Source organism: Dactylosporangium sp. CA-152071, from assembly GCF_050936335.1.
In the GTDB taxonomy this organism is placed as follows: Bacteria; Actinomycetota; Actinomycetes; order Mycobacteriales; family Micromonosporaceae; genus Dactylosporangium; species Dactylosporangium maewongense.
The window spans coordinates 1,782,866-1,805,335 of sequence record NZ_JBNJMZ010000002.1 but is presented as its reverse complement, the minus strand read 5'-3'; the positions used below and the strand labels follow the sequence as shown (position 1 = coordinate 1,805,335).

The following is a 22,470-nucleotide window of genomic DNA, read 5'->3' as shown; positions in this document are numbered from 1 at the left end:
CGATCGAACACAGCACTGCTGTCACCGTCGGCGGTCGCCGGCCGGCACTGAGCGGATTGCCCATCCGCACCGCGATCGCAGCCCGCCGGCAACGGCTCATCCAGACGGTCCCAAGCGGAACAGAGCGATCTTCATCGGGTGTACTGGCCGTGCCGGTCGACGAACCGCCGGCCGTCGTGGCTGCGGACGGCGGGCGTGGGGTCCGCGCGGAGCGCGTCGAGGGTGCGCACGGCGAAGACCTCACTCATGCCCGCGGTGACCTGGTCGGCGGTCCACCAGTCGACGGCGGCCGCCTCGTCCGTCGCCGCCGGGGTGCCCGCGACGAGACGGGCCCGGAAGACGAGCGCGACGATGCCGGCGGTCACGGTCTTGTAGATGCCGGTCAGCCGCTCCGGTTCGATCTCCACCCGGGTTTCTTCGAGCACCTCACGGCGGACGCCCGCCTGCGGGGTCTCGTCGAGCTCCAGGATGCCACCGGGGATCTCCCATGCGCCGTTGTCGCGTCGCTGGATGACGAGCACCCGGCCGCCGTCGTCGGTGACCACCGCGGCGACGCTGACCGAGTGGCGCGGGAACTGGGTCATGGTTGTCCCTTCCTGTGGCCGGCGGGTCTGTCGGGTTCCCTGCGCTCGCCTTGGTGAGACGATGATCGATTCTTAGCATCGGGTCATGTCCTGGTTACCGAGGTTGTGGCGCGCCCTTCCCGCCGGCATCGTCCTGCTGGGGACGATGCTCCCAGCCGGCCCGGCCGCGGCCGCCCCCTGCACCGGTGTGACGTGCGTCCGGTACTACGCGGACATCACCGTCGCCGCGACGGTCGACCCGGCGACGCCCGTCCTCGCCGGCGTGATCCACAGCTACACGGTCCAGGTGACCAACACGGGCTGGCGTGTCGGCGGGAACACCGCGCCGCGGCCGGGGATCGGTCCGGACTCCGGACCGGTGTACGTGCACCTGCGCCGGGCGCCGGGTGAGCTGGACATCCTCTTCACCAACGACAGCGGGGTGCCCTTCGACTGCTTCCGGTGGGGCAGCGGCGCCGGCCACGTGGTCTGCCACGCCGAAAGCCTCCCGACGGGCACGACCAGCCAGTTCACGTACTACTTCCAGACACCGGCCGTGCCGGGCACCTACCAGTTCGGCATCGACGTCGACTCCTACCAGTGGACGGAGTACGACGAGACCAACAACGCGGTCACCCTGACCTACAGCGTCGGCTGACCCGGCCGGGCGCCCGCGCGGGAGGACCGGACCGGGATGCGCTGACGCGTCACTGGCGCGCACCGGCGTCAGGCGGGCCCGAGCCGCGGGGACGTCGTTGACCGACGTACCGCCCGGTGACGAAGATGGCCACGGTCGAGGCCGTGCCGGCGCCCATCACGGTCACGCCCTCGACCGGCGAGCCGAGCTCGGCGTAGTGCCACGCGAGCCACGCCATGGTCAGCACACAGCCGAATCCGAGCACCACACCCGCGCACTGCTTCGCCCAGTCGGCCCAGGCCAACCGGTGGGCGTGGCGGCGCTCCGCCTTCAGCAGCTCGATCAGCTCCCCGGCGGTGCCGGGCGACGCCTTCTCCCACTCGGCGAGCCTGTCCCAGGTGGCGAGGTCACGCCAGCCGTGATCCGCGGCGGCACCGGCGGGGTCGGCAGGCCGTGCGACAGTCCGGCGCTCGCTCACGACGTGCTCCTCGCGCGGTCGTGGGCCGTCGCGGCGGGCGGCCCGAGGCGGTGCAGCATCTGGTCGAGGTGCGCTTCCACCCGTGCCAGCGACTCGTCGACGGTGGCCTCGACGCCGGTGGGGGGCGCGGGCGGGGTGAGGTCCAGCGCGTCGAGGAACGCCGCCCAGCTCCGCGACGCCCAACGCGGGAGCCGTCGGCGCCGGGCGGGTGGCTCGGGCGGGTGAGCGACGCCGGTCGGAGCCTCGCTGGTGCTGGTGCTGGTGCTGGTGCTGGTGTCGGCTGCCTGCGGCTCGACCCGCGGCTTGACCGGCGGCTCGACCCGCGGTTGGATTGGCGGCTTGACCGGCGGCTCGACCCGCGGTTGGACCGGCGGCTTGACCGGTGACTCGACCCGCGGTTGGACCGGCGGCTCGATCGACGCCGGTCGGTGCTGGAACGTGCGGCCTGCCGAGGGCGCGCGCGTGATGGCGCCGGGAGTTCGCACCTCAGCGATGGCATCCGCCAAGCGGCGGACCGCATCGTCGATCTCCTCGTCCAGGACCGCCGAGAACGCCAGGCGCACCGCGTTCGCCCCGCCGTCCAGGAGAAAGTCGGTGCCCCTGACGAAAGCCACCCCGTGCTGCAGCCCTTCCTGCCAAAGCCTGCCGGCGTCGATGCCGTCGGGCAGCTCCACCCACATGAAGTAGCCCCCGTCGGGCTCGGTGAACCTGGCCTCGGGGATGAGCTTGTGCAGGGACGAGGCAAGGGTCGCCGCCCGCTGCCGCAGCGCGGTACGCGCGACGTCAACCGACCGGTCGAGGCCACCGTAGGCGCAGAACTGGTACACGATGCCCTGCGACACCATGCTCGGGGACAGGTACTGGTTCGTGGCGCGCTGTGCGATGGCCTCGACCAGGCCCTCCGGACCGATCAGGTAGCCGACCCGGACACCGGGACAGACCGTCTTCGTGAACGAGCCGACGTGCACGACGACGCCCCCCGTGTCCCGCGACAGCAGATCGGGCAGCGATGCGCCCCGGAACCGGATCCGTGCGTACGGGTCGTCCTCGACGACGGTGAACCCGAACTCGGCCGCGAGCTCCAGCAGGGTCGCCCGCCTCGGCTCTGACAGCGTCATGCCCGACGGATTCTGGAAGGTCGGGATGACGTACGCGAGCCTCGGCCGCAATCCTCCGTCGAGGAGGTGGCGCAGCTCGTCGACGTCGAGGCCGTCCTTGTCGAGCGTGACCTGATGGACCTTGGCGCCGAGTCCGCGCAGCCGCAGCAGCACCCGGTCGTAGGTCGGCTTCTCCACCACGACGTCGTCGCCGGGGCGGACGAGATGCTCGAACAGCAGCGAGTCGGCCTGCAGCGAACCGTTGGTGACGAGGACCTGGCCGGGCGGGACGCCGTGCTGCCGGGCGATCCACTGGCGCAGCGGAAGGTAGCCGGTCGAGTTCCCGTACGCGGTCATACCGGCCGGGTCCATCTCGAACGCCCGTACCGCGGCCGCCTTGAGCCCGGCGACGTCGATGAGATCCAGGGACGGCGCGCCTCGCACGAACGAGAGCAACCGCGGCGCCGACATGTCGCTCAGCGTACGGAAGCGATACGCGGACAGATAGATCCCGCCGGGCAGCGGGCACGGCTGGCGGACCTCGCCGACGGATCGGCGAACCGGCCGCGCTGTTCGGATGCCGGCGACCGGCCGCCTGGCCCGGACGGGCGGAAAATTGTCGCCGGGAGCGGCAAGGTTCCGCCGGTGCGCGGCGTATGTAGCGGCGGAGGTGCACTACGTGGATGCAGTGACCAAGTACGAGTTCACCGAGTTCGTGGAGCAACGCAGTCACGCGCTGTTCCGGTTCGCGTACGCGCTGACCGGTGCGCAACACACCGCAGAGGATCTGCTGCAGGGAGCGCTGGCCAAGGCGCTCATGAAGTGGTCGAGCATCACCGACCAGCCCGAGCCATACGTCAAGCGGATCGTGTACCGCGACTGGGTCTCCGGGTGGCGGCACCGCAGCCGCCGGCCGGAGACGTTGATGGCCACGCCGCCCGAGGAGGCCATCGCCGACCCGAGCGAGCGCTCCGATCTGCGGCTGGTGCTCCGCGAGGCGCTGCGGGTGCTGACCCCGCGGCAGCGGGCCGTCATCGTGCTGCGCTATCTCGACGACATGACGGAGCAGCAGGTCGCCGACCTGCTCGGCTGCTCGACCGGCACCGTCGCCAGCTTGACGTCGCGGGCGCTGTCCAAGCTGCGCAGCGCCGCCGCCAGTTCCCCGACCCTGGATGGAGTACCGCTGTGAACAACCCCTTCGACACCGCGCTGCGGGGTGCGCTCGAGGATCTGGTGGACGAGGCCAAGCCGGTCGACCTCGCCGGACCGGCGGTGCGCCGGTACCGGCGGCTGCTGTGGCGGCGCCGCGCGCTGGTCGGGCTGGCCGGGGTGGCGGCGGTCGGCGCGCTCGCGATCCCCTACGCCGTGCTGCCCGACGACACGGCGGCTCCGATCACGCCCGGTGCGGTCGCGAGCTCGGCGCCGGCGCAGCCGACGACCCAGCCGGCCTCCCAGCCGGCGACCCCCAGCGCCCCGCCCACGCCGGGCCCGACGCCGGCGTTCTCGGCAGGCCCGGTGGACGTCGGCGGTGGTCTCGTCATCGTGGCCGCGCCGGTGCACAACGGCACCCTGGTCCTGAACCGGAGCAAGGGCAGCTACCTCACCGTCCAGTACAGCACCGTCCGTCCCGCGCCGTCCGGCGACCTCGCGGCCGTGGTCGACGGCCAGTCCGTGGGCATCCTGAACGTCGGCACCGGCAAGGTCCGCTGGGTCACCGGGCCGAAGATCGTCAGCGCCACACCGGACTGGTCGCCGGACGGCACGCAGGTGGTGTACGCGACGAACGGCACCGAACCGGACAGCATCCAGATGGCGGTCGCCGACGTCGCCGCGGCCACCGCGAGGAAGGTCGGCCCCAACATCGTGTGCCTGGAGCAGTGCGCGCCCGGCTGGCGATCCAACGGCACCGAGCTGACCCAGAAGCTCATCGACGACGGCACGGCCGTGTACTCGGTGGCGACCGGCGCGCGCGTCGGCGACACCGTGCCGGGCGCGGTCCCGGGCCGCCGTTCGTGGTCGCCGGACGGCAGGTTCGTCGTCGCTGCCCAGGGTCGGCAGGCCGCCGTGATCGACCTGTCGACCCGGCAGCCCGTGCTCACCCTGCAGGACGACGCGCGCACCGTGTACTGGACGGGCGCGGACGAGCTGGCCGTGGCGCGCCCCGACGGCGTGGTCCTGCTCGGCCTCGACGGCGCGGTCCGCCGCATCACGCCACTGCCCGCCGACGTGGTCCCGGACGAGGCCACCTCCCTGGTGCTCGGCCGCCCCTGACCCCAGCTGCCCACCGCGGCCCCGGCCGGGCAGGGCAGCGGTCGGGCTTGACGCATGCCGTTATCGGAATATGATTACCGCCGTGGCACGAGCAGCGACGACGTCGGACACGTTCAACGCGATCGCCGAGCCGCAGCGCCGGGACATCCTGGCGCTGCTGCGGGCGGGTGAGCGGCCGGTGACCGACCTGGCCCGGGAGCTGGGGATGAGCCAGCCGGGGGCGTCCAAGCACCTGCGGGTGCTCCGGGAGGTGGGGCTGGTGCGGGTCCGCGAGGTGGGCAAGCAGCGCCTCTACGGCCTGGACGCCCGCGGGCTGCGGCCGATCCACGAGTGGGTCGGCGGGTTCGAGCAGTTCTGGAACGAGAGCTTCGACCGGCTCGACACCTACGTGCAGGAGCTCAAGCAGACACGGCAAGGGGATTGATCGATGGCAGTGGCAGGGCAAGAGGCGGGGGCGGAGCCGGCGACGGCCGACCGGGAGGTGGTGATCTCCCGGATCATCGACGCCCCGCGGGAGCTGGTGTTCGAGGCGTTCACGGAGGTCCGGCACCTGTCGCGGTGGTGGGGCCCGGACGGGTTCACCACCACCACGCGGTCCTTCGAGTTCCGCGAGGGCGGGGTCTGGGACTTCGTGATGCGCGGCCCGGACGGGACCGATTACTCCGAGTGGATCACCTGGACCGGGATCGTCCCGCCGGAGCGGATCGCGATGCTGCACGGTGAGTCCCGCGACGACCCGAACGCCTTCGAGTCGGTCCTGACGTTCGAGCCGGACGGCGCGGCGACCCGGGTCGAGATGCGCACGGTGTTCCCCACGAAGGAACTGCGCGACGAGGCGGTCGAGAAGTACCACGCGATCGAGGGCGGCCGGCAGACCCTGGGCAACCTGGCTGCCTACGTCACCGAGACCGTTCGGAAGGGGGCGGAGGGCTGATGGCCGGGAAGGTGTTCTTCAGCGTGTCGATGTCGCTGGACGGGTTCGTCGCGCCCGCGTCCGCCGGCGAGCTGATGGGGCGGCAGTGGATGGAGCTGCAGCGGTGGATCTTCCCGCAACGGTTCTTCCGGGAGAACCTCCACCTGGGCGCCGGCGGCGAGGAAGGGCGCGACAACGACATCGTGCGGGAGACGTTCGAGCGCACCGGCGCGAGCGTGATGGGCAAGCGCATGTTCGACGCCGGCGAGCGGATGTGGCCGGAGGAGGCGCCGTTCCACACGCCGGTCTTCGTCGTGACGCACGAGAAGCGTGACCCCTGGGAGCGGCCGGGCGGGACCACGTTCCACTTCGTCAACGACGGCATCGAGCCCGCGCTCGACCAGGCCCGCGCGGCGGCCGGCGACCGCGACGTCCGCATCGCCGGCGGCGCCGAGACGATCCTGCAGTACGTGAACGCCGGCCTGGTCGACGAGTGCTCGATCGCGTTGTCGCCCGTGCTGTTCGGCTCCGGGATCCGCTTGTTCGAGGGCGTGGACGCGGCCCGCGTGGCCCTGGAGCAGGTCCGCTCGGAGCCCTCCCCGAGGGCGACGCACCTGACCTACGCCGTGCGCCTACGGTAGCCGGGCCACCACGGCCGCCGCGGCGGGCGCGTCCAGGTCGGACGTGCCCGCCGCGGTGTCATGCGGTGGGTCAGGCGCCGCGCACCCAGTCCAGGGAGAACCGGGTGAAGACGATGCCGCCGGTGTTGCCGATCTCGTACAGGTCCGCGACCTGTCCGTTCGCCAGCACTGCCATCGTGGAGTAGCCGGCGGCGCCGGGCTTGAGCAGCGCCCGGGTCGGCCACGTCGCCCCGTTGTCGGTGGACAGCCGCACGGTGAGGTTGTTGCGGGCGCTCGAGCTCGCGTTGTTGCTGAACAGCACGGTGCCCGTGCGGGCCGGCGCGCCGTTCGACCCGACGTCGGAGGGGCGCAGGTAGCTCATCTCGTCGGCGTTGCAACCCGGGTCGGGCAGCAGGCTGCTCGCCGTCGCGGCACCGAAGGTGACACCGCCGTCGGTGGACGTCGAGTAGTAGCGGCTGCGGACGCTGTCGTGCCGCATGTTCTGCACCACGGCGCCGGTACCGCGCTCGACGGCCTTGCTCTCGTTGATGACTGCGCCGGCCGAGCCGCCCCGCCGCCACGTCGCGCCGTGGTCGTCGCTGTACACGTTGCCGGCGTTGCTGACGCCGTTCGCGTCACGGTAGGAGATGGGCTGGATCAGCCGTCCCGAACTGGTCTGGATGCCGTGGCCGGAGGAGAAGAAGACCTGCTTCCACGCGGGGTCCTTCGCCTGCGGGTTGAGCTCGACGGGTGCGCCCCAGGTCGCGCCGTGGTCGGTGCTCTTGATGTAGCGCAGGTGCAGGCTGTTGGGATCGGTGGCGGTGTTGACGCCCGAGCCGGCCGACCAGTAGCTGATCCCGGGCCTGGGGGAGTAGGTGAAGAAGACGTAGACGGCGCCGGTGGTGCGGTCGACCAGCACGCTGGGGTCGCCGACCCCCTCGGTGACGGTGGCCGCGTGGTGGATGATGCGCGGCTGCTCGAAGCTGGCGCCGCCGTCGGTGCTGCGCATCATGGCGATCTGGATGTTGTTGTCGCCGCCGCCGAGGTCGTAGCTGCCGTTGACGCGGGCGTCGGCGACGGCGATCACGGTGCCGTTGTTCGTCACGGCCATGCCGGGGATGCGCACGGAGGCGACGGTGCCGTCGTAGGTGCCGTTCGGTCCGTTGAGGCCGCGGATCACGCTCTGGGTGGTCAGCACCGTGACCGCGTTCATCGCGGGGGTACCGGCGGCGAGGCCGCAGGTCGCGGTGCCCTGGTTCGTCAGGTCGAACCCGGTCGCGGTGGTGCGCAGCGCGTACGCGGTGCCCGCCGGGACGGTCCAGTACAGCTGCGCGTTGCCGCCCGCCGCCACCGTCGTGGTCCACGGCGAGCCGGACCGCCCGGGCCACGTGGTGGTGAACGTCTTCGCGGCGCCGGTCCGGTTCTCCAGCGTGAGCTGCAGCCGGCCGGCGGTGCAGTCCATGCTGGCCAGCGCGGACATGCCGGTGCCGCAGTGGAAGATCCCGGCGGCCGTGGTGTCCAGCCCGGTCGGGGTGGTGGTGCGCAGGTCGTACGCGGTGCCAGGGGCGAGGGTCCAGTAGTGCAGGAAGGACCCGCCGGCGGGGACCGTGCGCGTCCACGGCGAGCCGGACCGCCCGGGCCAGGTGACCGTGTATGTCTGTGCGGCGGTGCTGGTGTTGACGAGGTTCAGCGTCAACCGGCTGGCGGCGCAGTCGGCGCCGGCCACCGCGATGACGCCGGCGGGTGCGGCGGCCTGGGCGGAGGCGGCCGGCAGCACGGCGGTGAGGGTCAGCGCCGCGATCACCGCCGTCGCGGCTCGGATCAAGGCTCTCGGATGCGTCACATCGGCTCCTTCGGATGCATGACCACGGGGGTTGAGGTCATCGGACATACGATGTCCGACGACCATAGGGTGACGTGGATACCGCGTCAAGGAGGTCAGGGAGCGAGGTCGCGCAACGCGAGGTGGCGCCGGGATGCCGAAGAGGCCGCCGGATGCGTCCGGCGGCCTCTTCGGTCGGTCAGGGCTGGGTCAGTGCTGGGGGTGCTCCGCCGCGGTCCGGGTGGCGGCGGCGATCCGCTGGCGGACCGGGGCGTAGTGCGCCACCACGGCGGCGGCGAAGGACGCCGCGTCGCGCCGGCGGACCGCCTCGACCATGGCCCGATGCGCCGAGACGGTGTCGGCCTTCTCCTCGCGGTTGGCGATGCCCAGATACGGCGCGACGATCGTGTACACGTCCCAGAACGCGCCGTTGAGCTGGGCGATCAGCTGGTTGCCCAGCGGCTGCATGAGCAGGTCGTGGAATGCGCGGTCGGTCTCCACGAGCGCCTCGCCGGTGCCGCCCGCATCGAGCTGGTCGACCAGGCGGTCGAGCTCGGCCAGCTGCCCCTCGTCGAACCGCTCGATGATCCTGCCGGCCATGCCCTGCTCGAAGAGCTGGCGCACCTCGATGAGGTCGAGCAGGACCTGGAAGTCGTCCTCGGGGCTGAGCAGACCGCGGAACGTGAGGCTCTCCACCAGGGACGACAGCGACAGCCGGCCGACGAACATGCCGAAGCCGTGCCGCACCTCGACGATGTCCAGCGCGGCGAGCGTCTTGATCGCCTCCCGCAGGCTGGACCGGCTCGCGTTGAGCGCCTCGCACAGCTCGGCCTCGGTGGGCAGGGAGTCGCCGGGCTTCAGGCGGTTCTCGATGATGTACGTCTTGATCTGCTCGGTGACCGCGTGCCGCAGCAGCGCGCGGTTGGCCCGTACCGGCTTGATGTCCGTGCGCATGGCGTTTCCGATCGTCCGCTGCCAGAAGTGCTGGCCATGCTAACAAAGCGTCCGACATCAGACATCCGTTGCTGCCCGGCGAGGGTTGCGGAATGTCAGGCGTATGATGTCTGATGTCATGTCAGAGGTGCCCTCGGGTACGGGTTCAGGGAGGGTCAGCTCTCATGCGCACGGACATCAAACCGGTCCGTCCGGACCGCACGCCACTGCGGCAGGCGGTGACGGACCGCATCAAGACGTACATCATCGACAACCGGCTCAGGCCCGGCGACTCGCTGCCGACCGAGGCTGAACTGTGCGAGGCGCTCAACGCGAGCCGCTCCAGCCTGCGGGAGGCGGTCAAGACCCTCGCCGCGCTGGACATCGTCGAGGTGCGGCACGGCTCGGGCACCTTCGTCGGCCGGCTGTCGCTGTCGTCGCTGGTGGAGAGCCTGGCGTTCCGCGGCCTGCTCAGCCCCGGGGATGATGTGCGGGCGCTGCTCGACCTGGTGGAGGTCCGGCAGTTGTTCGAGGAAGGCATGGCCGGGCGGATCATCGAGCGGCTCGACGAGGCGCACGTGGCCAGCCTCGAGCGTGCTGCGTCGGAGCTGGAGCGGTGCGCGCCCGGCAGCGCGCCGCAGATCGAGGCCGATCGCCACTTCCACCGGCTGCTCATGGAGCCGCTGGGCAACCACCTCGTCAGCCAGCTCACCACCGCCTTCTGGGACGTGCACGCCATCGTCGCGCCGTACCTGGGCATGTCCAGCCCGCAGGAGGACGCCGAGGCCATGGCCGCGCACCGGGCGATGGTGGAGGCCGCCCGCCGGCGTGACGTGGACGCGTTCGCCGCTGCCGTGGTGCAGCACTACGCGCCGGTCCGCCGGCGGATCGCCGCCGCCGGCCCGGGCTGACCGCGGCGGTCGCCGTGCCGGTCCGCGCCGGTCCCGGTGCGCGCTATCGTCCGAGAGAATGAATACGCAGCGTGATGTTTCCGCCGTCCGGTGGGTGCGTCGCGCTGTCCTGTCGTGGCCGCGGGCGGATCGGCGCGCGGCCGGTGATGCACGCTGCCACCAGGCATGTTGCGTCTTCGGCGGCGGCCGTCCGGTTCGTCGGACGGCGCGTGTCGGCGCGGCGGTCCGCCGGCATCGATGTTGCGCATCCGTTACAGATGGTTCTCGCCGCGGTCTTGACTCAGCCCTGGCAGGCTTCTAGCGTACCGCTCACATTGATCAGACATACGATGTCTTACAACCTCGGGAGTAGGCATGAAGAACACCCTCGAAGGCGTGTCGCGGCGCGACCTTCTGCGGTACACGGGAGTCCTCGGCGCGGCGACCGCCATCACCGCCGGCCTCGGCGCCTGCGGTGACGGCGAGGGCACCACCACCAGCGGCGACGGCGGCCCGGCCGGCAAGACGATCGAGGCCACGCTCGCCTTCACCCTGTCCAGCGCGTTCGATCCGATGAACGCCTCCAGCGCGGTGGCCACGGCGGTGAACCAGCACGTCTTCGAGGCGCTGATCGACCTCGACCCGATCACGCGCGAGCCGTACCTGGCCCTGGCCGGCGCGCAGCCGACGCCCAGCGCCGACGGCCTGACCTGGACGGTGACCCTGCGGGAGGGCGCGAAGTTCTCCGACGGCACGCCGGTGACCGCCGAGGACGTGGCGTGGTCGTTCCAGCGGGCGATGGACCCGGCCAACAAGGCGCTCATGGCGGGCTTCATCACCTTCCTCGACAAGGTCACCGCCAAGGACCCGCGCACCGCGGAGTTCACCCTCAAGCACCCGTTCAGCCTGTTCCCGCAGCGGATCGCGGTCATCAAGATCGTGCCGAAGGCGAAGACCGGTGACGCCGCGGCGTCCAAGGCGTTCGACACCGCACCGACCGGCTCGGGCCCGTTCACCGTGGTCAGCGCCAACGCCACCGCCGGCGTCGTGATGGGCATCAACGCCGCCTACAACGGCTCGCGCCCGGCGAAGGTCGAGAAGATCACGCTGCGGACCAGCTCGGACGGCACCGCCCGGCTCAACGATCTGCGGGGCGGCTCCTCCCAGGCGATCGAGGCCGTGCCCTACCTCGACGTCAAGGCGCTCAGCGGCGGCGACCGCAAGGTCGAGGAGAAGCAGGCCTTCAACCACATGTTCCTGATGTTCAACTGCACGGCCGCGCCCTTCAGCGACAAGCGGGTGCGCCAGGCGCTGCACTACGCCATCGACAAGGACAAGGTCATCAAGACCGCGCTCCAGGGCTACGGCACGGCGGCGACGAGCTACCTCGACGCGGGCAACGCCGGCTACCAGCAGGCCGGCACCGTCTACAACTACGACCCGGACAAGGCCAAGAGCCTCCTCGCGGCGGCGGGCGCGAGCAACCTGTCGTTCGAGCTGCACACTACCGACGCCGCGTTCATCAAGGACAGCGCCCCCATCGTCATCGACGCCTGGAAGGCGATCGGGGTGAACGCCACGCTCAACACCATGCCGTCCTCGGCGATCTACGGCACCGTCGTGCCGGGCCCGAACTTCCGGGTCCTCGCCGCCTCAGGCGACCCGACGACCTTCGGCCCGGACGTGGACCTGCTGCTGCGCTGGTTCTACCTCAACCAGACGTGGACCAAGGACCGGCACCGCTGGACCAACGACCAGGCCAAGCAGTGCGCGCAGCTCATCGAGTCGGCCGCGAAGGCCTCCGGCGCCGAGCAGAAGGCGATCTGGAAGCAGGCGCTGGACATCATCGCCGACGAGGTCCCGCTGTACCCGGTGTTCCACGTCAAGATGGTGACCGCGCACGACCCCAAGAAGCTCAAGAACTTCCAGGGCGCCTCGACCACCGGCCTGTACTTCCTCAACACGTCGCGGGCGTGAAGCCTCGCCCCCTGAGGTTTGAGCGAATGCCGCCGGACGCCGGCCGGACCGGTGATCCCAGTCCGGCTGTGACCCCGGCGGCGCACCCCGACAACGGAAGGAGCGGCGGGTGAACGCAATCCTCGGCATCGTCCTGCGCCGGCTCTCGGCGCTCGTCCCGCTGATGCTCGGCATCATCCTGTTCATCTTTCTCGTCATGGCGCTGTCACCGAACAACGCGGCGATCTCCGTGCTGGGCAACCAGGCGACGGCGGAGCAGATCGACGCGTTCAACAAGGCCAACGGCCTGGACCGGCCGCTGCTGGTGCGCTACCTGGACTACCTGTGGTCGCTGCTGCAGGGCGACCTCGGCAACACCTTCTCCCTCAACGTGCCGATCAGCTCGGTGATCTCCGAGGCGCTGCCCGTCACGTTGCAGCTGACCTTCCTCGGCGTCCTCGGCGCGATCGTGGTGGCCCTCGTGCTCGGACTGACCGGAGCGCTCTACCGGGACCGCTGGCCCGACCAGCTCACCCGGCTGCTGTCGATGGCGGGCATCTCCATCCCGTCGTTCTGGCTGGCGATCCTGCTCATCCAGCAGCTGTCGACGATCGGCGGCGGGTCGCTGCCGAGCGGGCACTACGTGCCACCGTCGGAGTCGTTCAACGGCTGGCTGCAGCACATGATCCTGCCCGCCGTCGCCCTGGCCGTGCCGGTCGGATGCGCGCTGGCCCGGGTCGTGCGCACCTCGATGGTGGAGGAGCTCGACAAGGACTACGTGCGCACCGCGATCGGCGCCGGGCTGCCACCGATCGTGGTGGTCGGCCGCAACGTGCTGCGCAACGCCCTGCTGACCCCGATGACCGTCCTCGGTCTGCAGGTCGGCTACCTGATCGGTGGCGCGATCATCATCGAGGCCATCTTCACGCTGCCGGGCATGGGCACGCAGATCATGAGCGCGGTGCAGCAGAACGACATCGGCCTGGCCCGGGGACTGGTGATCGTCATCGCGCTCGGCTTCGTCATCGTGAACCTCGTCGTCGACCTGCTGTACCTGGCGGCGAACCCCCGACTCCGAGGAGCACAGGCATGATCGCGCGGGCCGTCCATGCCATCCAGGCCGTCGGGTCCGGTGTCCGCCGGCTGCCGCTGCCGGCCAGGATCTGCCTCGGCCTGCTGCTGGTGGTCGTCGCGGTCGGGGTCGCCGCGCCGTGGCTCGTCCGGCACGACCCGACGCAGGTCGCCCTCGCCGCGCCGTCGACCGGCCCGAACGGTGACTTCTGGTTCGGCGTCGACCGGCTCGGCCGGGACATCTTCTCCCGCCTGGTCGCCGGCACCCGGCGCTCGCTGATCGTCGGCTTCTGCTCCGCTGGGCTGGCGTTGCTCGCCGGGGCGATCCTCGGCGCGGTCGCGGCCACCAGCCGGCGCGCCGTCGACGAGATCATCATGCGGGTGCTGGACGTCGTGATGGCGTTCCCCACCATCGTGCTCGCCGCGATCCTGGTCGTCGCGTACGGCAACGACAGCCTCCCGGTCCTCGTCGGCGCCATCGGGTTCGTCTTCACCCCGCAGATCGCGCGGCTGGTCCGGGCCAACGTCGCCGCCCAGTACCACGAGGACTACGTCGCCGCCGAGCGGGTGATCGGCGCCGGGCGCTGGCACATCGTCGTGCGGCACGTCGCCCGCAACTGCGCGGCGCCGATCCTGGTGTACGCGACGATCATGGTGGCCAACGCGATCGTCTTCGAGGCGTCGCTGTCGTTCATCGGCGGCGGTCTGCAGCCGGAGGCGGGCCCGTCGTCCTGGGGCAGCGTCATCGCCTACGGGCAGCAGCTACTGGCCAGCAAGGGCTGGTGGGCGACCTTCTTCCCCGGCCTGCTGATCCTGCTGACCGTGCTGAGCCTGAACATCCTGGCGGAGGGCATCTCCGACGCCTGGGCGGCACCGGCCGGCCGGCGCCGCGGCGGGTCCGGCGAGCCGCTGGACAAGGCGGTCGCCGGTGACCGCACGCCCGTCGCCCTGCCGGGCCTGGCCGAGGCGGCGGCCCGGATCGCCGCCGCGGCCCGCCCGCCGGTCACCGCGGCGCCCGTGCTGTCCGTGCGCGATCTCCGCGTCGGCTTCCCCGGCAGCCACAACGGCGTCGACATCGTCGACGGGGTGAGCTTCGACGTGCGCCCCGGCGAGGTGCTCGGGCTCATCGGCGAGTCCGGTTGCGGCAAGTCGCTCACCGCGCTGACGCTGATGGGCCTGCAGCCGCGCGGCGCCCGGGTCGGCGGCACCGTCGACTTCGCCGGCACCGACCTGCTCACCCTGCGCGGCGCCGCCCGGCGGGCCGTGACCGGCCGGCAGGTCGCGATGATCTACCAGGACGCGTTGTCGGCGCTCAACCCGTCGATGACCGTCCGGTCGCAGCTCAAGCAGGTCATCCGCCGCGGCGGCACGCGCACGGCGCCGGAGCTGATGACGCTCGTCGGGCTGGATCCCGCCCGGACACTGTCGTCCTACCCGCACGAGCTGTCAGGCGGGCAGCGGCAGCGCGTCGTCATCGCGATGGCGCTGGCCCGCGACCCGAAGCTGGTCGTCGCGGACGAGCCGACCACCGCGCTGGACGTCACCGTCCAGGCGCAGGTCATCGAGCTGCTGCTGCGGCTGCGTGCCGAGCTCGGCTTCGCGCTCGTCCTCGTCTCGCACGACCTGGCACTGGTCAGCGACGTCTGCGACCGGATCGCGGTGATGTACGGCGGGCACATCGTCGAGCACGGCGCCACCGCGGCCGTCCTGGCCGCGCCGGCCCATCACTACACCCGTGGGCTGCTGGGCTCGGTGCTGTCGCTGGAGTCGCAGGCCCCGAGGCTGGTGCAGATCAGTGGCACGGTGCCCTCACCCGCGGACTTCCCGGCCGGTTGCCGCTTCGCCGACCGCTGCCCGAGCGCGACCGAGCGCTGCGACCGGCAGCGCCCGGTGCTCGCCGAGATCAACGGTCACCTGGCGGCCTGCCACCACCCGGCACCACGCGACAACGATGTGAAGGTGGCTGCCCAATGACTGCACCGTCCCCCGTGAACCTGGGGAGCCTGGCGGAGCTGCGTGAGGTCAGCGTCGAGCACCGGGCGCCCGGCGGCTCGCTGCTCAACCGCGACCGCGTGCACGCCCTCACCGGCGCGGACGTCACCGTCGCGCCCGGCGAGACGGTCGGCGTCGTCGGCGAGTCCGGATGCGGCAAGTCGACCCTGGTGAAGGTCCTCGTCGGCCTGCAGCGGCCGACCGCGGGCACGGTCACGCTCGGCGGCCGCGACATCTGGCGGCTGGGCAGCACCGAGCGTCGCCGGCACATCGGCCGGACCGTCGGCATGGTCTTCCAGGACCCGTCGACGTCGCTCAACCGCCGCCTGCCCGTCGAGCGGATCATCGCCGATCCGCTGGACGTGCAGCGGTGGCGCAGCCCGCGGGAACGGCAGCAGCGCGTCGGGGAGCTGCTGCACCTCGTCGGCCTGCCGTCCTCGGCCCGCGACGCGCTGCCCGCGCACCTGTCCGGCGGTCAGCGGCAGCGGGTGGCGATCGCCCGCGCGCTCGCCCTGGAGCCGGCGCTGCTCGTCGCCGACGAGCCGACCTCCGCGCTGGACGTGTCGGTGCGGGCGCAGATCCTCAACCTGCTCATGGATCTGCGCGAGCGGCTCGGGCTCGCCATGGTGTTCGTGTCGCACGACCTGCAGACGGTCCGGCGCGTGTCGGACCGGATCGTCACCATGTACCTCGGCCGCGTGGTCGAGGAGCTGCCGGTCGCGCGCATCGAGCGGGGGCGACACCCGTACACGCAGGCGCTGTTCTCCGCGACACCCGGGCTGCTGCGACCGATGCGTCCGATCCCGCTGACCGGCCCGGTCCCGTCGGCGGTGCGCCCGCCGTCGGGATGTCCCTTCCGCACGCGGTGCTGGCGCGCCACCGACACGTGCGCCACCGCGATGCCGTCCTACGCCGAGGACAGCGCCGACCCGGCCCAGCGGTACCGCTGCTACCACCCTGTCACCGACGACTCGGATCCGCGCCACGCCGCCGGCCCGGCGGACGGTGCCGATCGATCCACTGAGGAGCACGTATGACCAGCACCATCACCTCCACGACCGGCGCGGCGGCCACCGCGGGATCCACGGTGCCCAGGGGCCTGACCGGCGTGGTGCCGCCGGTGTGCACCCCGCTCACCCCGGATCTGGAGGTGGACGTCGCGTCGCTGCTGCGCCTGGTCGACTTCCAGCTGGCCGGCGGCGTGGACGGGTTGTTCGTGCTCGGCTCCTCCAGCGAGGTGGCGTTCCTGCCGGACCGGCACCGCGCCACGGTCGTCGACGCGGTCGTGCGGCACGTCGCCGGGCAGGTGCCGGTGCTGGTCGGGGTCATCGACATGACGACCCTGCGGGTGCTCGACCACGCGCACCGGGCCGTGCGCGCCGGCTGCGCCGGCATCGTCGTCACCGCGCCGTTCTACACGCGGACCCACCCGGCGGAGGTCGAGCTGCACCTGCGGCGCGTCGCCGAGCAGTGCCAGACCCCGGTGTACGCCTACGACCTGCCGGTGTCGGTGCACACCCGGCTCGACCCGCAGATGCTCCTGCGGCTCGCCGCCGACGGGGTCCTCGCCGGGCTCAAGGACTCCACCGGCGACGACGCCGGGCTGCGGGACCTGCTCACCGCGCGCGACGACGCCGGGCTGTCCACGTTCAGCGTGCTCACCGGCTCGGAGCTGACCGTCGACAACGCGCTGCGGATGGGCGCCGACGGGGTGGTGCCCGGCCTGGGCAACGTCGATCCGCACGGGTACGCGACGCTCTACCGGCACGCGGTGGCCGGCGAGTGGGACCTCGCGGCCCGCGAGCAGGAGCGGCTGCTGCGGCTGATGCGGATCGTGCACGTGGGCTCGCCGGCGCGGATGGGCCGCGGATCCTCGGCGCTGGGCGCGTTCAAGGCGGCCCTGCGGCTGCGCGGCGTCATCGACCACGCGGTCACCGCGCCGCCGCAGATCCAGCTCGACGACGCCGAGATCGACGCCGTGCGGCGCACGCTGGTGGCGACGGGCCTGCTGTGACCGGAGGAACCACTGGCCGGCGCCGTGCGTGGATCGCGGTCGACATCGGCGGCACGAAGATCGCGGCGGGGCTGGTCGAGGACACCGACCGGGTCCTGGAACGCATCCAGGTCGGCACACCGAGCGGCGGCCCGGCGATCCTCGACGCCACGGCGCGGCTCGTCCGGGAGATGCGTGGGCACGCCGAGCGGTGGGGGGTCGAGGTGGGCGCCGCCGGCGTCGGCGCCCCCGGCGTCATCGACCCGGCGACCGGGACGGTCCGCTCGGCCACCGACATCGTGCCCGGCTGGGCCGGGACCGCGGTGAGCGCCGAGCTGACCGCCCGCACAGGCCTGCGGACCGCCGTCGCCAACGACGTGCGCGTCGCCGCGATGGGCGTGGCGCGGGACCCGGCGGTCGCGCCGTTCCGGGACGTCCTGCACGTCTCGATCGGCACCGGTGTCGGCGGCGCCCTGCTGCGGCACGGTGCCGCGGTGGCGGGCCCGCACGCCAGCACCGGGGAGCTGGCGCATCTGCTCGTCCCCGTGCGCGGCGCGATCCCGTGCGGCTGCGGGCGCATGGACCATCTCGAGGCGGCGGTCGCGGGTCCGGCCATCGCCGCGGTGTACGCGCGGCAGCTGGGCGTCGACGCGCTGCCGCTCACCGAGGTCGTGGCGCGGCTGCGCGCGGGCGACCGGGTCGCGGACATCGTGGTCCGCGGCGCGGGGCGCCTGCTCGGCCGTGCCCTGGCCGGCCTGGTCGCCGCCGTGGACGTCGACGCGGTGACCCTCGGCGGCGGTGTCGCGCTCAACGTCGCCGAGTTCAGCGGCGCCGTCGGCGAGGCATTCCGCGAGGAGGCGCTCCCGCCGCTGCGGTCCGTGCCCGTCCTCGTGCCGGCCACCGGCGCCGACACCGTGCTGCTGGGGGCGGCGCACCTGGCCCGCACGGCCGCTGCCGCGCACCGCTGAACCTCTCGCCATCCGTACAGGAGCAACATGAACCTCACCGATCTCATGACGGCGATCCGCGGTGGACTCGTCGTGTCGTGCCAGGCCGGTCCCGTGCATCCGCTGCGGGACACGGCCACGATCCGCCGCCTCGCCGAGGCCGCCGTGCTCGGCGGTGCCACCGCCGTGCGGTGCGGCGGGGTCGGTGGCCTGGCCGATGTCCGTGCCGTCGCCGACGCCGTCACGGTGCCGGTCATCGGGCTGACGAAGCGCGGCGACAGCGGCGTGTTCATCACGCCGACCGTCGCCGACGCGCTGGAGGTGCTGGCGGCCGGGGCGGACGTCGTGGCGACCGACGCCACGGCCCGTCCCCGCCCGGACGGCGCTTCCCTGCGTGACACAGTCCGGGCGGTGCACGACGCCGGCGGCCTCGTCATGGCCGATGTGTCCACAGTGGATGAAGGGGTCGCGGCGGCCGCCTGCGGCGCGGACCTCATCGCCACCACGCTGTCGGGGTACACCCCGCACAGCAGGCAGCTCACCGGCCCCGACCTCGCCCTCGTGCGCGAGCTGGCGGCCGAGGTGGCGTCGGTGCCGGTCGTCGCCGAAGGGCGCTACCACCGGCCCGAGCACGTCCGGCAGGCCCTGGACGCGGGCGCGGCCGCCGTGGTCGTCGGCACCGCGATCACCGATCCGGCCTGGATCACCAGCAGGTTCGCCGAGGTGACCGACCGATGACGCCGGCCCCGCTCGGGCGGCCTCCGTTCGACCCTGCCGTCGACACGGTGCTGGAGCGGATGCGCGCCGACGGCACCCTGGTCCCGGTGACCGCGGACCAGATCGCCGGGCGTCGCGCGAGCGCCGTGCCGGAGGACCTCTCGGCGTTCCCGGTCGACCGGCGGGACCTGACCATCGCGGGCCATCAGGGCGCGGCCCTGCGGGTGTCGGTGTTCCGCGGGTCCACTGTGGATGGACCGGCGCCGGTGGTGCTGCACTTCCACGGCGGCGGCATGATGCTGGGGGACCGCTTCGCCGGCATGTCCGCCGTGCTGCCCTGGGTGGTCGAGCACGGTGCGGTGGCCGTGACCGTCGACTACCGGCTCGCCCCCGAGCACCCGGACCCGGTCCCGGTGGAGGACTGCTACGCGGCGCTGCTCTGGGTCGCCGGGCACGCCGCCGAGCTCGGTGCCGATCCGGCCCGGATCGTGCTCGTCGGGGCCAGCGCCGGCGGTGGCCTGGCGGCCGGCGTGGCGCTGCTGGCCCGCGACCGAGGGGGACCGGCGCCGCTCGGGCAGATGCTGATCTGCCCGATGCTCGACGACCGGGACCAGACGGTGTCGATGCGGCAGTTCGACGGTGTCGGCGCCTGGGACCGGGGCAGCATCCGCACCGGCTGGACCGCCCTGCTCGGCGACCGCCGGGGCACCGGGGACGTGTCGATCTATGCGGCACCCGGCCGCGCGACCAGCCTCGCGGGCCTGCCGGCGACGTTCATCGACGTGGGCTCGGCCGAGGTCTTCCGGGACGAGGACGTCGCCTTCGCCACCCGGATCTGGGCCGACGGCGGTGTCGCGGAGCTGCACGTGTGGCCGGGCGGCACGCACGGCTGGGACCAGCTCGTCCCGCGGTCGCCGATGGCCCGCCAGGCCGTGCGGGCCCGTGACGGGTGGATCGCCCGGCTGCTGCGGCGGTGACCGGCAGGGCCGGGCACCGCGGGCGTCAGGCCCGCTCGGCGCAATGTATCGCAGATGCTGAATCGCAGCCGCCGCTGGGCGTTTGTCGGGGCCCGGATCGTCGCCGCGCGGTGCGGAGGGCATGCTGGACGCGCCCGCCGCTCGAACGACCATGCCTGGAGCGTCCATGACCGTGCTGCCCCGTGCCGCCGCGCTGACCCTCGCGCAACGGATCCGCCTGCTGTCCGGCGGTGACGTCTGGCGGACCCGGGCGCTGCCCGAGGCCGGCGTGCCGGCCGCCGTGCTGAGCGACGGGCCGCACGGCCTGCGGTTCCAGGCCGACGCCGGCGACCATCTCGGCGTCACCGGCAGCGAACGGTCCACGTGCTTCCCGACGGCGGTGACCATCGCCAGCGCCTGGGACGAGGACCTGGCGGAGCGGATCGGGCAGGCCCTCGCCGTCGAGGCGCGGGCCCTGGGCGTCGACGTGGTGCTCGGCCCGGGCCTGAACATCAAGCGGCACCCGCTGTGCGGCCGCAACTTCGAGTACTTCTCCGAGGACCCGCTGCTCAGCGGCCGGCTCGCCGCGGCGATGGTGACCGGCCTGCAGCAGCACGGGGTCGGGGCCTGCCTCAAGCACTTCGCGGTCAACAACCAGGAGTCCCACCGGTTCGTCGTCGACGCGGTCGTCGACGAGCGGACCCTGCGCGAGCTGTACCTGTCCGGCTTCGAGCACGCGGTGAGGGCCGCCCGGCCGTGGCTGGTCATGGCGGCGTACAACAACGTCAACGGCCACCCGGCGACCCAGCACCACCGCCTGCTCACCGGCATCCTGCGCGACGAGTGGGGCTTCGACGGCCTCGTGGTGAGCGACTGGGCCGCCACCAACGACCGGGTCGCCGCCGTCGCCGCCGGCATGGACCTGGAGATGCCCGGCAGCCACGGCCTGTTCGACCGTGAGGTCGAGGAGGCGGTCACGTCCGGGCGGCTCCCCGACGAGCTGGTCACCGGGTCCGCCCAGCGGGTGCTCGACCTGGTGGCGAGGTCGGCGCGGACCCGGGGTCCCGCGATCCCCGTCGACGACCACGACGCCCTGGCCCGCCGCGCCGCCGCCGAAGGCACCGTGCTGCTCACCAACGACGGCATCCTGCCGCTGGACCCCGGCCGCTCGGTCGCGCTGATCGGCGCGTTCGCCGAGCATCCCCGGTACCAGGGCAGCGGCAGCTCGCAGGTCGCCCCGACCCGGATCAGCACCGCCCTGGACGAGCTGACCCGCCGCGGCGTGACCGTCACCTACGCGCCCGGGTACGACCCCGTCCACGCGCGCCCCGAACCCGGCCTGATCGCCGAGGCCGTCGCCGCCGCCCGCGCCGCCGACGTCGCCGTCGTCATGGTCGGGCTTCCGCCGGCCAAGGAGAGCGAAGGGTTCGACCGCACCGACCTCGCGCTGCCCGCGCAGCATGATGGCCTCGTCGCGGCCGTCTGCGCGGCCAACCCGCGCACCGTCGTCGCGCTGTCCAACGGCGCGCCGGTGCTCATGCCGTGGAAGGACGCCCCGGCGGCGATCGTCGAGTCCTACCTCGGCGGTCAGGCCGGTGGCGCGGCCCTCGCCGACGTGCTCTACGGCGACATCGAACCGTCCGGGAGGCTGGCCGAGTCGTTCCCGGCGTCGCTGGAGGACGTCGCCGCGGACCCGTACTTCCCCGGCGACCCGCACCAGGTCGAGTACCGGGAAGGCCTGTACGTCGGCTACCGGTTCCACACGACCGCGCAGCGTGAGCCGCTGTTCCCGTTCGGGCACGGGCTCAGCTACACCACCTTCGAATGGGACGGCATCGGCGTGGACCGCGCCACCGTCCAGGCCGGTGACGACGTCACCGTCACCGTGACCGTCACCAACACCGGCCCGCGACCGGGCGCCGACGTCGTGCAGATCTACCGGCACGACCGCACCGGGGTCGTCGCCCGCCCCCGCCGCGAGCTCGCCGGGTTCGCGAAGGTCCACCTGGAGCCGGGGGAGCGGCGGACGGTCGCCGTCACCCTCGCGGCCAGGGCGTTCGCGTTCTACGACGTACGCGTCGCCGGCTGGCGGATCCCGTCAGGTGCCCACGACCTGGAGGTGGCGCGGTCCAGCGCGGACGTGGTCGGCGTGGTCACGATCGCGGTGGAGGGCGGCGTCAGCACCGCCGCCGAGCCGGCCGGCGCGCCGCTGGTCGCCGCCGGCGACGAGCAGTTCGAGCGGCGGCTGGGGCACCCGGTCCCGCGGCCCCGGCCGGTGCGCCCCTTCACCCGCCAGTCCACCCTCGACGAGGTCGGCACGACCCGCCCCGGCCGGCTGCTCAAGGCGATCCTGTGGCGGATGGCCCCGATCGACGACGACGTCCGGGCGGACCCGGCCGCGCTCGCCATGTACGAGCACGGCATCAACGAGCTGCCGCTGCGCGGCGCCGCCATCTTCTCCGACGGCCGCCTGCGCCTGGGCACCGTCGACGCCCTCGTGCACCTGTTCAACGGGCGACCGGGCCGGGCCGCCGCCCGCGCGCTGACCTCGCTCGCCACGGCGGTGCGCCGGCGGGTGGGCCGGCGGTGACCGGCGCGGTGGCGAGAAACTTGT

The 22,470-nt window shown here is 72.7% G+C and carries 20 protein-coding genes and 1 pseudogene; 16 read left to right on the top strand and 5 right to left on the bottom strand.

The features are described 5' to 3' along the window. Positions 1 to 131: 131 nt before the first annotated feature. The gene (locus ACQEVZ_RS47930) at positions 132 to 584 is read right to left on the bottom strand and encodes an NUDIX hydrolase (RefSeq protein WP_433381143.1); all 453 of its coding nucleotides are present in this window, start codon (positions 582 to 584) and stop codon (positions 132 to 134) included. A gap of 85 nt (positions 585 to 669) precedes the next feature. Between ACQEVZ_RS47930 and ACQEVZ_RS47925 the strand changes: the two genes are divergently transcribed. Beyond that, positions 670 to 1,221, top strand: a complete 552-nt coding sequence (locus ACQEVZ_RS47925) for a hypothetical protein (protein WP_344500272.1) — start codon at positions 670 to 672, stop codon at positions 1,219 to 1,221. 49 nt (positions 1,222 to 1,270) lie between these two features. Here ACQEVZ_RS47925 and ACQEVZ_RS47920 read toward each other — a convergent pair whose 3' ends face one another. Both ACQEVZ_RS47920 and ACQEVZ_RS47915 read right to left on the bottom strand, forming a co-directional pair. Beyond that, a complete protein-coding gene (locus ACQEVZ_RS47920; protein WP_433381140.1) occupies positions 1,271 to 1,678 on the bottom strand; it encodes a hypothetical protein in 408 nt (135 codons plus the stop codon). 479 nt (positions 1,679 to 2,157) lie between these two features. Beyond that, a pseudogene (locus ACQEVZ_RS47915) lies at positions 2,158 to 3,246 on the bottom strand (PLP-dependent aminotransferase family protein); the annotation flags it as partial. Between the two features lie 208 nt (positions 3,247 to 3,454). Between ACQEVZ_RS47915 and ACQEVZ_RS47910 the strand changes: the two are divergent. From ACQEVZ_RS47910 to ACQEVZ_RS47890, 5 genes are all read left to right on the top strand, one after another. Further along, positions 3,455 to 3,964, top strand: a complete 510-nt coding sequence (locus ACQEVZ_RS47910) for a SigE family RNA polymerase sigma factor (RefSeq protein WP_433381137.1) — start codon at positions 3,455 to 3,457, stop codon at positions 3,962 to 3,964. Further along, a complete protein-coding gene (locus ACQEVZ_RS47905) occupies positions 3,961 to 5,046 on the top strand; it encodes a hypothetical protein (RefSeq protein WP_433381134.1) in 1,086 nt (361 codons plus the stop codon). Before ACQEVZ_RS47910 ends, ACQEVZ_RS47905 begins: the two co-directional genes overlap by 4 nt. 82 nt (positions 5,047 to 5,128) lie before the next feature. Beyond that, positions 5,129 to 5,470 (top strand): ArsR/SmtB family transcription factor, encoded by a 342-nt coding sequence (locus ACQEVZ_RS47900; RefSeq protein ID WP_344500278.1) that lies wholly within the window; start codon positions 5,129 to 5,131, stop codon positions 5,468 to 5,470. Between the two features lie 3 nt (positions 5,471 to 5,473). After that, positions 5,474 to 5,980, top strand: a complete 507-nt coding sequence (locus ACQEVZ_RS47895; RefSeq protein ID WP_433381131.1) for an SRPBCC family protein — start codon at positions 5,474 to 5,476, stop codon at positions 5,978 to 5,980. Continuing rightward, positions 5,980 to 6,600, top strand: coding sequence for a dihydrofolate reductase family protein (locus ACQEVZ_RS47890; protein WP_433381128.1), 621 nt, complete (start codon positions 5,980 to 5,982; stop codon positions 6,598 to 6,600). The genes ACQEVZ_RS47895 and ACQEVZ_RS47890 overlap by 1 nt, the downstream gene beginning before the upstream one ends. A 70-nt stretch (positions 6,601 to 6,670) precedes the next feature. Here the strand turns inward: ACQEVZ_RS47890 and ACQEVZ_RS47885 are convergent, their stop codons facing one another. Together ACQEVZ_RS47885 and ACQEVZ_RS47880 are read right to left on the bottom strand one after the other, a co-directional pair. Continuing rightward, positions 6,671 to 8,422, bottom strand: coding sequence for an exo-alpha-sialidase (locus ACQEVZ_RS47885; RefSeq protein ID WP_433381125.1), 1,752 nt, complete (start codon positions 8,420 to 8,422; stop codon positions 6,671 to 6,673). A 189-nt stretch (positions 8,423 to 8,611) separates the two neighbouring features. Beyond that, positions 8,612 to 9,355, bottom strand: a complete 744-nt coding sequence (locus ACQEVZ_RS47880) for a FadR/GntR family transcriptional regulator (RefSeq protein ID WP_433381122.1) — start codon at positions 9,353 to 9,355, stop codon at positions 8,612 to 8,614. Positions 9,356 to 9,519: 164 nt separating this feature from the next. Here ACQEVZ_RS47880 and ACQEVZ_RS47875 point away from each other — a divergent pair, with 164 nt between their 5' ends. From ACQEVZ_RS47875 to ACQEVZ_RS47830, 10 genes are all read left to right on the top strand, one after another. After that, on the top strand, positions 9,520 to 10,245 hold the full coding sequence (locus tag ACQEVZ_RS47875; RefSeq protein ID WP_354900742.1) for a FadR/GntR family transcriptional regulator: 726 nt from the start codon (positions 9,520 to 9,522) through the stop codon (positions 10,243 to 10,245). A 354-nt stretch (positions 10,246 to 10,599) separates the two neighbouring features. Next, entirely contained in the window at positions 10,600 to 12,201 is a 1,602-nt protein-coding gene (locus ACQEVZ_RS47870) for an ABC transporter substrate-binding protein (RefSeq protein ID WP_433381119.1), read from the top strand. A 109-nt stretch (positions 12,202 to 12,310) separates the two neighbouring features. After that, positions 12,311 to 13,273, top strand: coding sequence for an ABC transporter permease (locus ACQEVZ_RS47865; RefSeq protein ID WP_433381116.1), 963 nt, complete (start codon positions 12,311 to 12,313; stop codon positions 13,271 to 13,273). Beyond that, positions 13,270 to 15,225 carry a dipeptide/oligopeptide/nickel ABC transporter permease/ATP-binding protein gene (locus ACQEVZ_RS47860; RefSeq protein ID WP_433381113.1) on the top strand — a complete coding sequence of 652 codons (1,956 nt, stop codon included), beginning with the start codon at positions 13,270 to 13,272 and terminating at the stop codon, positions 15,223 to 15,225. Before ACQEVZ_RS47865 ends, ACQEVZ_RS47860 begins: the two co-directional genes overlap by 4 nt. Further along, on the top strand, positions 15,222 to 16,280 hold the full coding sequence (locus tag ACQEVZ_RS47855; protein ID WP_433381110.1) for an oligopeptide/dipeptide ABC transporter ATP-binding protein: 1,059 nt from the start codon (positions 15,222 to 15,224) through the stop codon (positions 16,278 to 16,280). The genes ACQEVZ_RS47860 and ACQEVZ_RS47855 overlap by 4 nt, the downstream gene beginning before the upstream one ends. Further along, positions 16,277 to 17,257, top strand: coding sequence for a dihydrodipicolinate synthase family protein (locus tag ACQEVZ_RS47850; RefSeq protein ID WP_344500298.1), 981 nt, complete (start codon positions 16,277 to 16,279; stop codon positions 17,255 to 17,257). The genes ACQEVZ_RS47855 and ACQEVZ_RS47850 overlap by 4 nt, the downstream gene beginning before the upstream one ends. Further along, positions 17,254 to 18,204 carry an ROK family protein gene (locus ACQEVZ_RS47845; protein ID WP_433381106.1) on the top strand — a complete coding sequence of 317 codons (951 nt, stop codon included), beginning with the start codon at positions 17,254 to 17,256 and terminating at the stop codon, positions 18,202 to 18,204. The genes ACQEVZ_RS47850 and ACQEVZ_RS47845 overlap by 4 nt, the downstream gene beginning before the upstream one ends. 27 nt (positions 18,205 to 18,231) lie before the next feature. Further along, entirely contained in the window at positions 18,232 to 18,921 is a 690-nt protein-coding gene (locus ACQEVZ_RS47840; protein WP_433381103.1) for an N-acetylmannosamine-6-phosphate 2-epimerase, read from the top strand. After that, positions 18,918 to 19,877, top strand: a complete 960-nt coding sequence (locus ACQEVZ_RS47835; protein WP_433381100.1) for an alpha/beta hydrolase — start codon at positions 18,918 to 18,920, stop codon at positions 19,875 to 19,877. Before ACQEVZ_RS47840 ends, ACQEVZ_RS47835 begins: the two co-directional genes overlap by 4 nt. A gap of 166 nt (positions 19,878 to 20,043) precedes the next feature. Further along, a complete protein-coding gene (locus tag ACQEVZ_RS47830) occupies positions 20,044 to 22,446 on the top strand; it encodes a beta-glucosidase (RefSeq protein WP_433381097.1) in 2,403 nt (800 codons plus the stop codon). Positions 22,447 to 22,470 lie beyond the last annotated feature (24 nt).

Excerpts from the sequence above, each read along its gene's own strand:
- ACQEVZ_RS47930 (WP_433381143.1), bottom strand. The coding sequence starts at position 584 with ATGACCCAGTTCCCGCGCCACTCGGTCAGCGTCGCCGCGGTGGTCACC.
- ACQEVZ_RS47925 (WP_344500272.1), top strand. The coding sequence starts at position 670 with ATGTCCTGGTTACCGAGGTTGTGGCGCGCCCTTCCCGCCGGCATCGTC.
- ACQEVZ_RS47895 (WP_433381131.1), top strand. The coding sequence starts at position 5,474 with ATGGCAGTGGCAGGGCAAGAGGCGGGGGCGGAGCCGGCGACGGCCGAC.
- ACQEVZ_RS47890 (WP_433381128.1), top strand. The coding sequence starts at position 5,980 with ATGGCCGGGAAGGTGTTCTTCAGCGTGTCGATGTCGCTGGACGGGTTC.
- ACQEVZ_RS47880 (WP_433381122.1), bottom strand. The coding sequence starts at position 9,355 with ATGCGCACGGACATCAAGCCGGTACGGGCCAACCGCGCGCTGCTGCGG.
- ACQEVZ_RS47875 (WP_354900742.1), top strand. The coding sequence starts at position 9,520 with ATGCGCACGGACATCAAACCGGTCCGTCCGGACCGCACGCCACTGCGG.
- ACQEVZ_RS47870 (WP_433381119.1), top strand. The coding sequence starts at position 10,600 with ATGAAGAACACCCTCGAAGGCGTGTCGCGGCGCGACCTTCTGCGGTAC.
- ACQEVZ_RS47860 (WP_433381113.1), top strand. The coding sequence starts at position 13,270 with ATGATCGCGCGGGCCGTCCATGCCATCCAGGCCGTCGGGTCCGGTGTC.
- ACQEVZ_RS47855 (WP_433381110.1), top strand. The coding sequence starts at position 15,222 with ATGACTGCACCGTCCCCCGTGAACCTGGGGAGCCTGGCGGAGCTGCGT.
- ACQEVZ_RS47850 (WP_344500298.1), top strand. The coding sequence starts at position 16,277 with ATGACCAGCACCATCACCTCCACGACCGGCGCGGCGGCCACCGCGGGA.
- ACQEVZ_RS47840 (WP_433381103.1), top strand. The coding sequence starts at position 18,232 with ATGAACCTCACCGATCTCATGACGGCGATCCGCGGTGGACTCGTCGTG.
- ACQEVZ_RS47835 (WP_433381100.1), top strand. The coding sequence starts at position 18,918 with ATGACGCCGGCCCCGCTCGGGCGGCCTCCGTTCGACCCTGCCGTCGAC.
- ACQEVZ_RS47830 (WP_433381097.1), top strand. The coding sequence starts at position 20,044 with ATGACCGTGCTGCCCCGTGCCGCCGCGCTGACCCTCGCGCAACGGATC.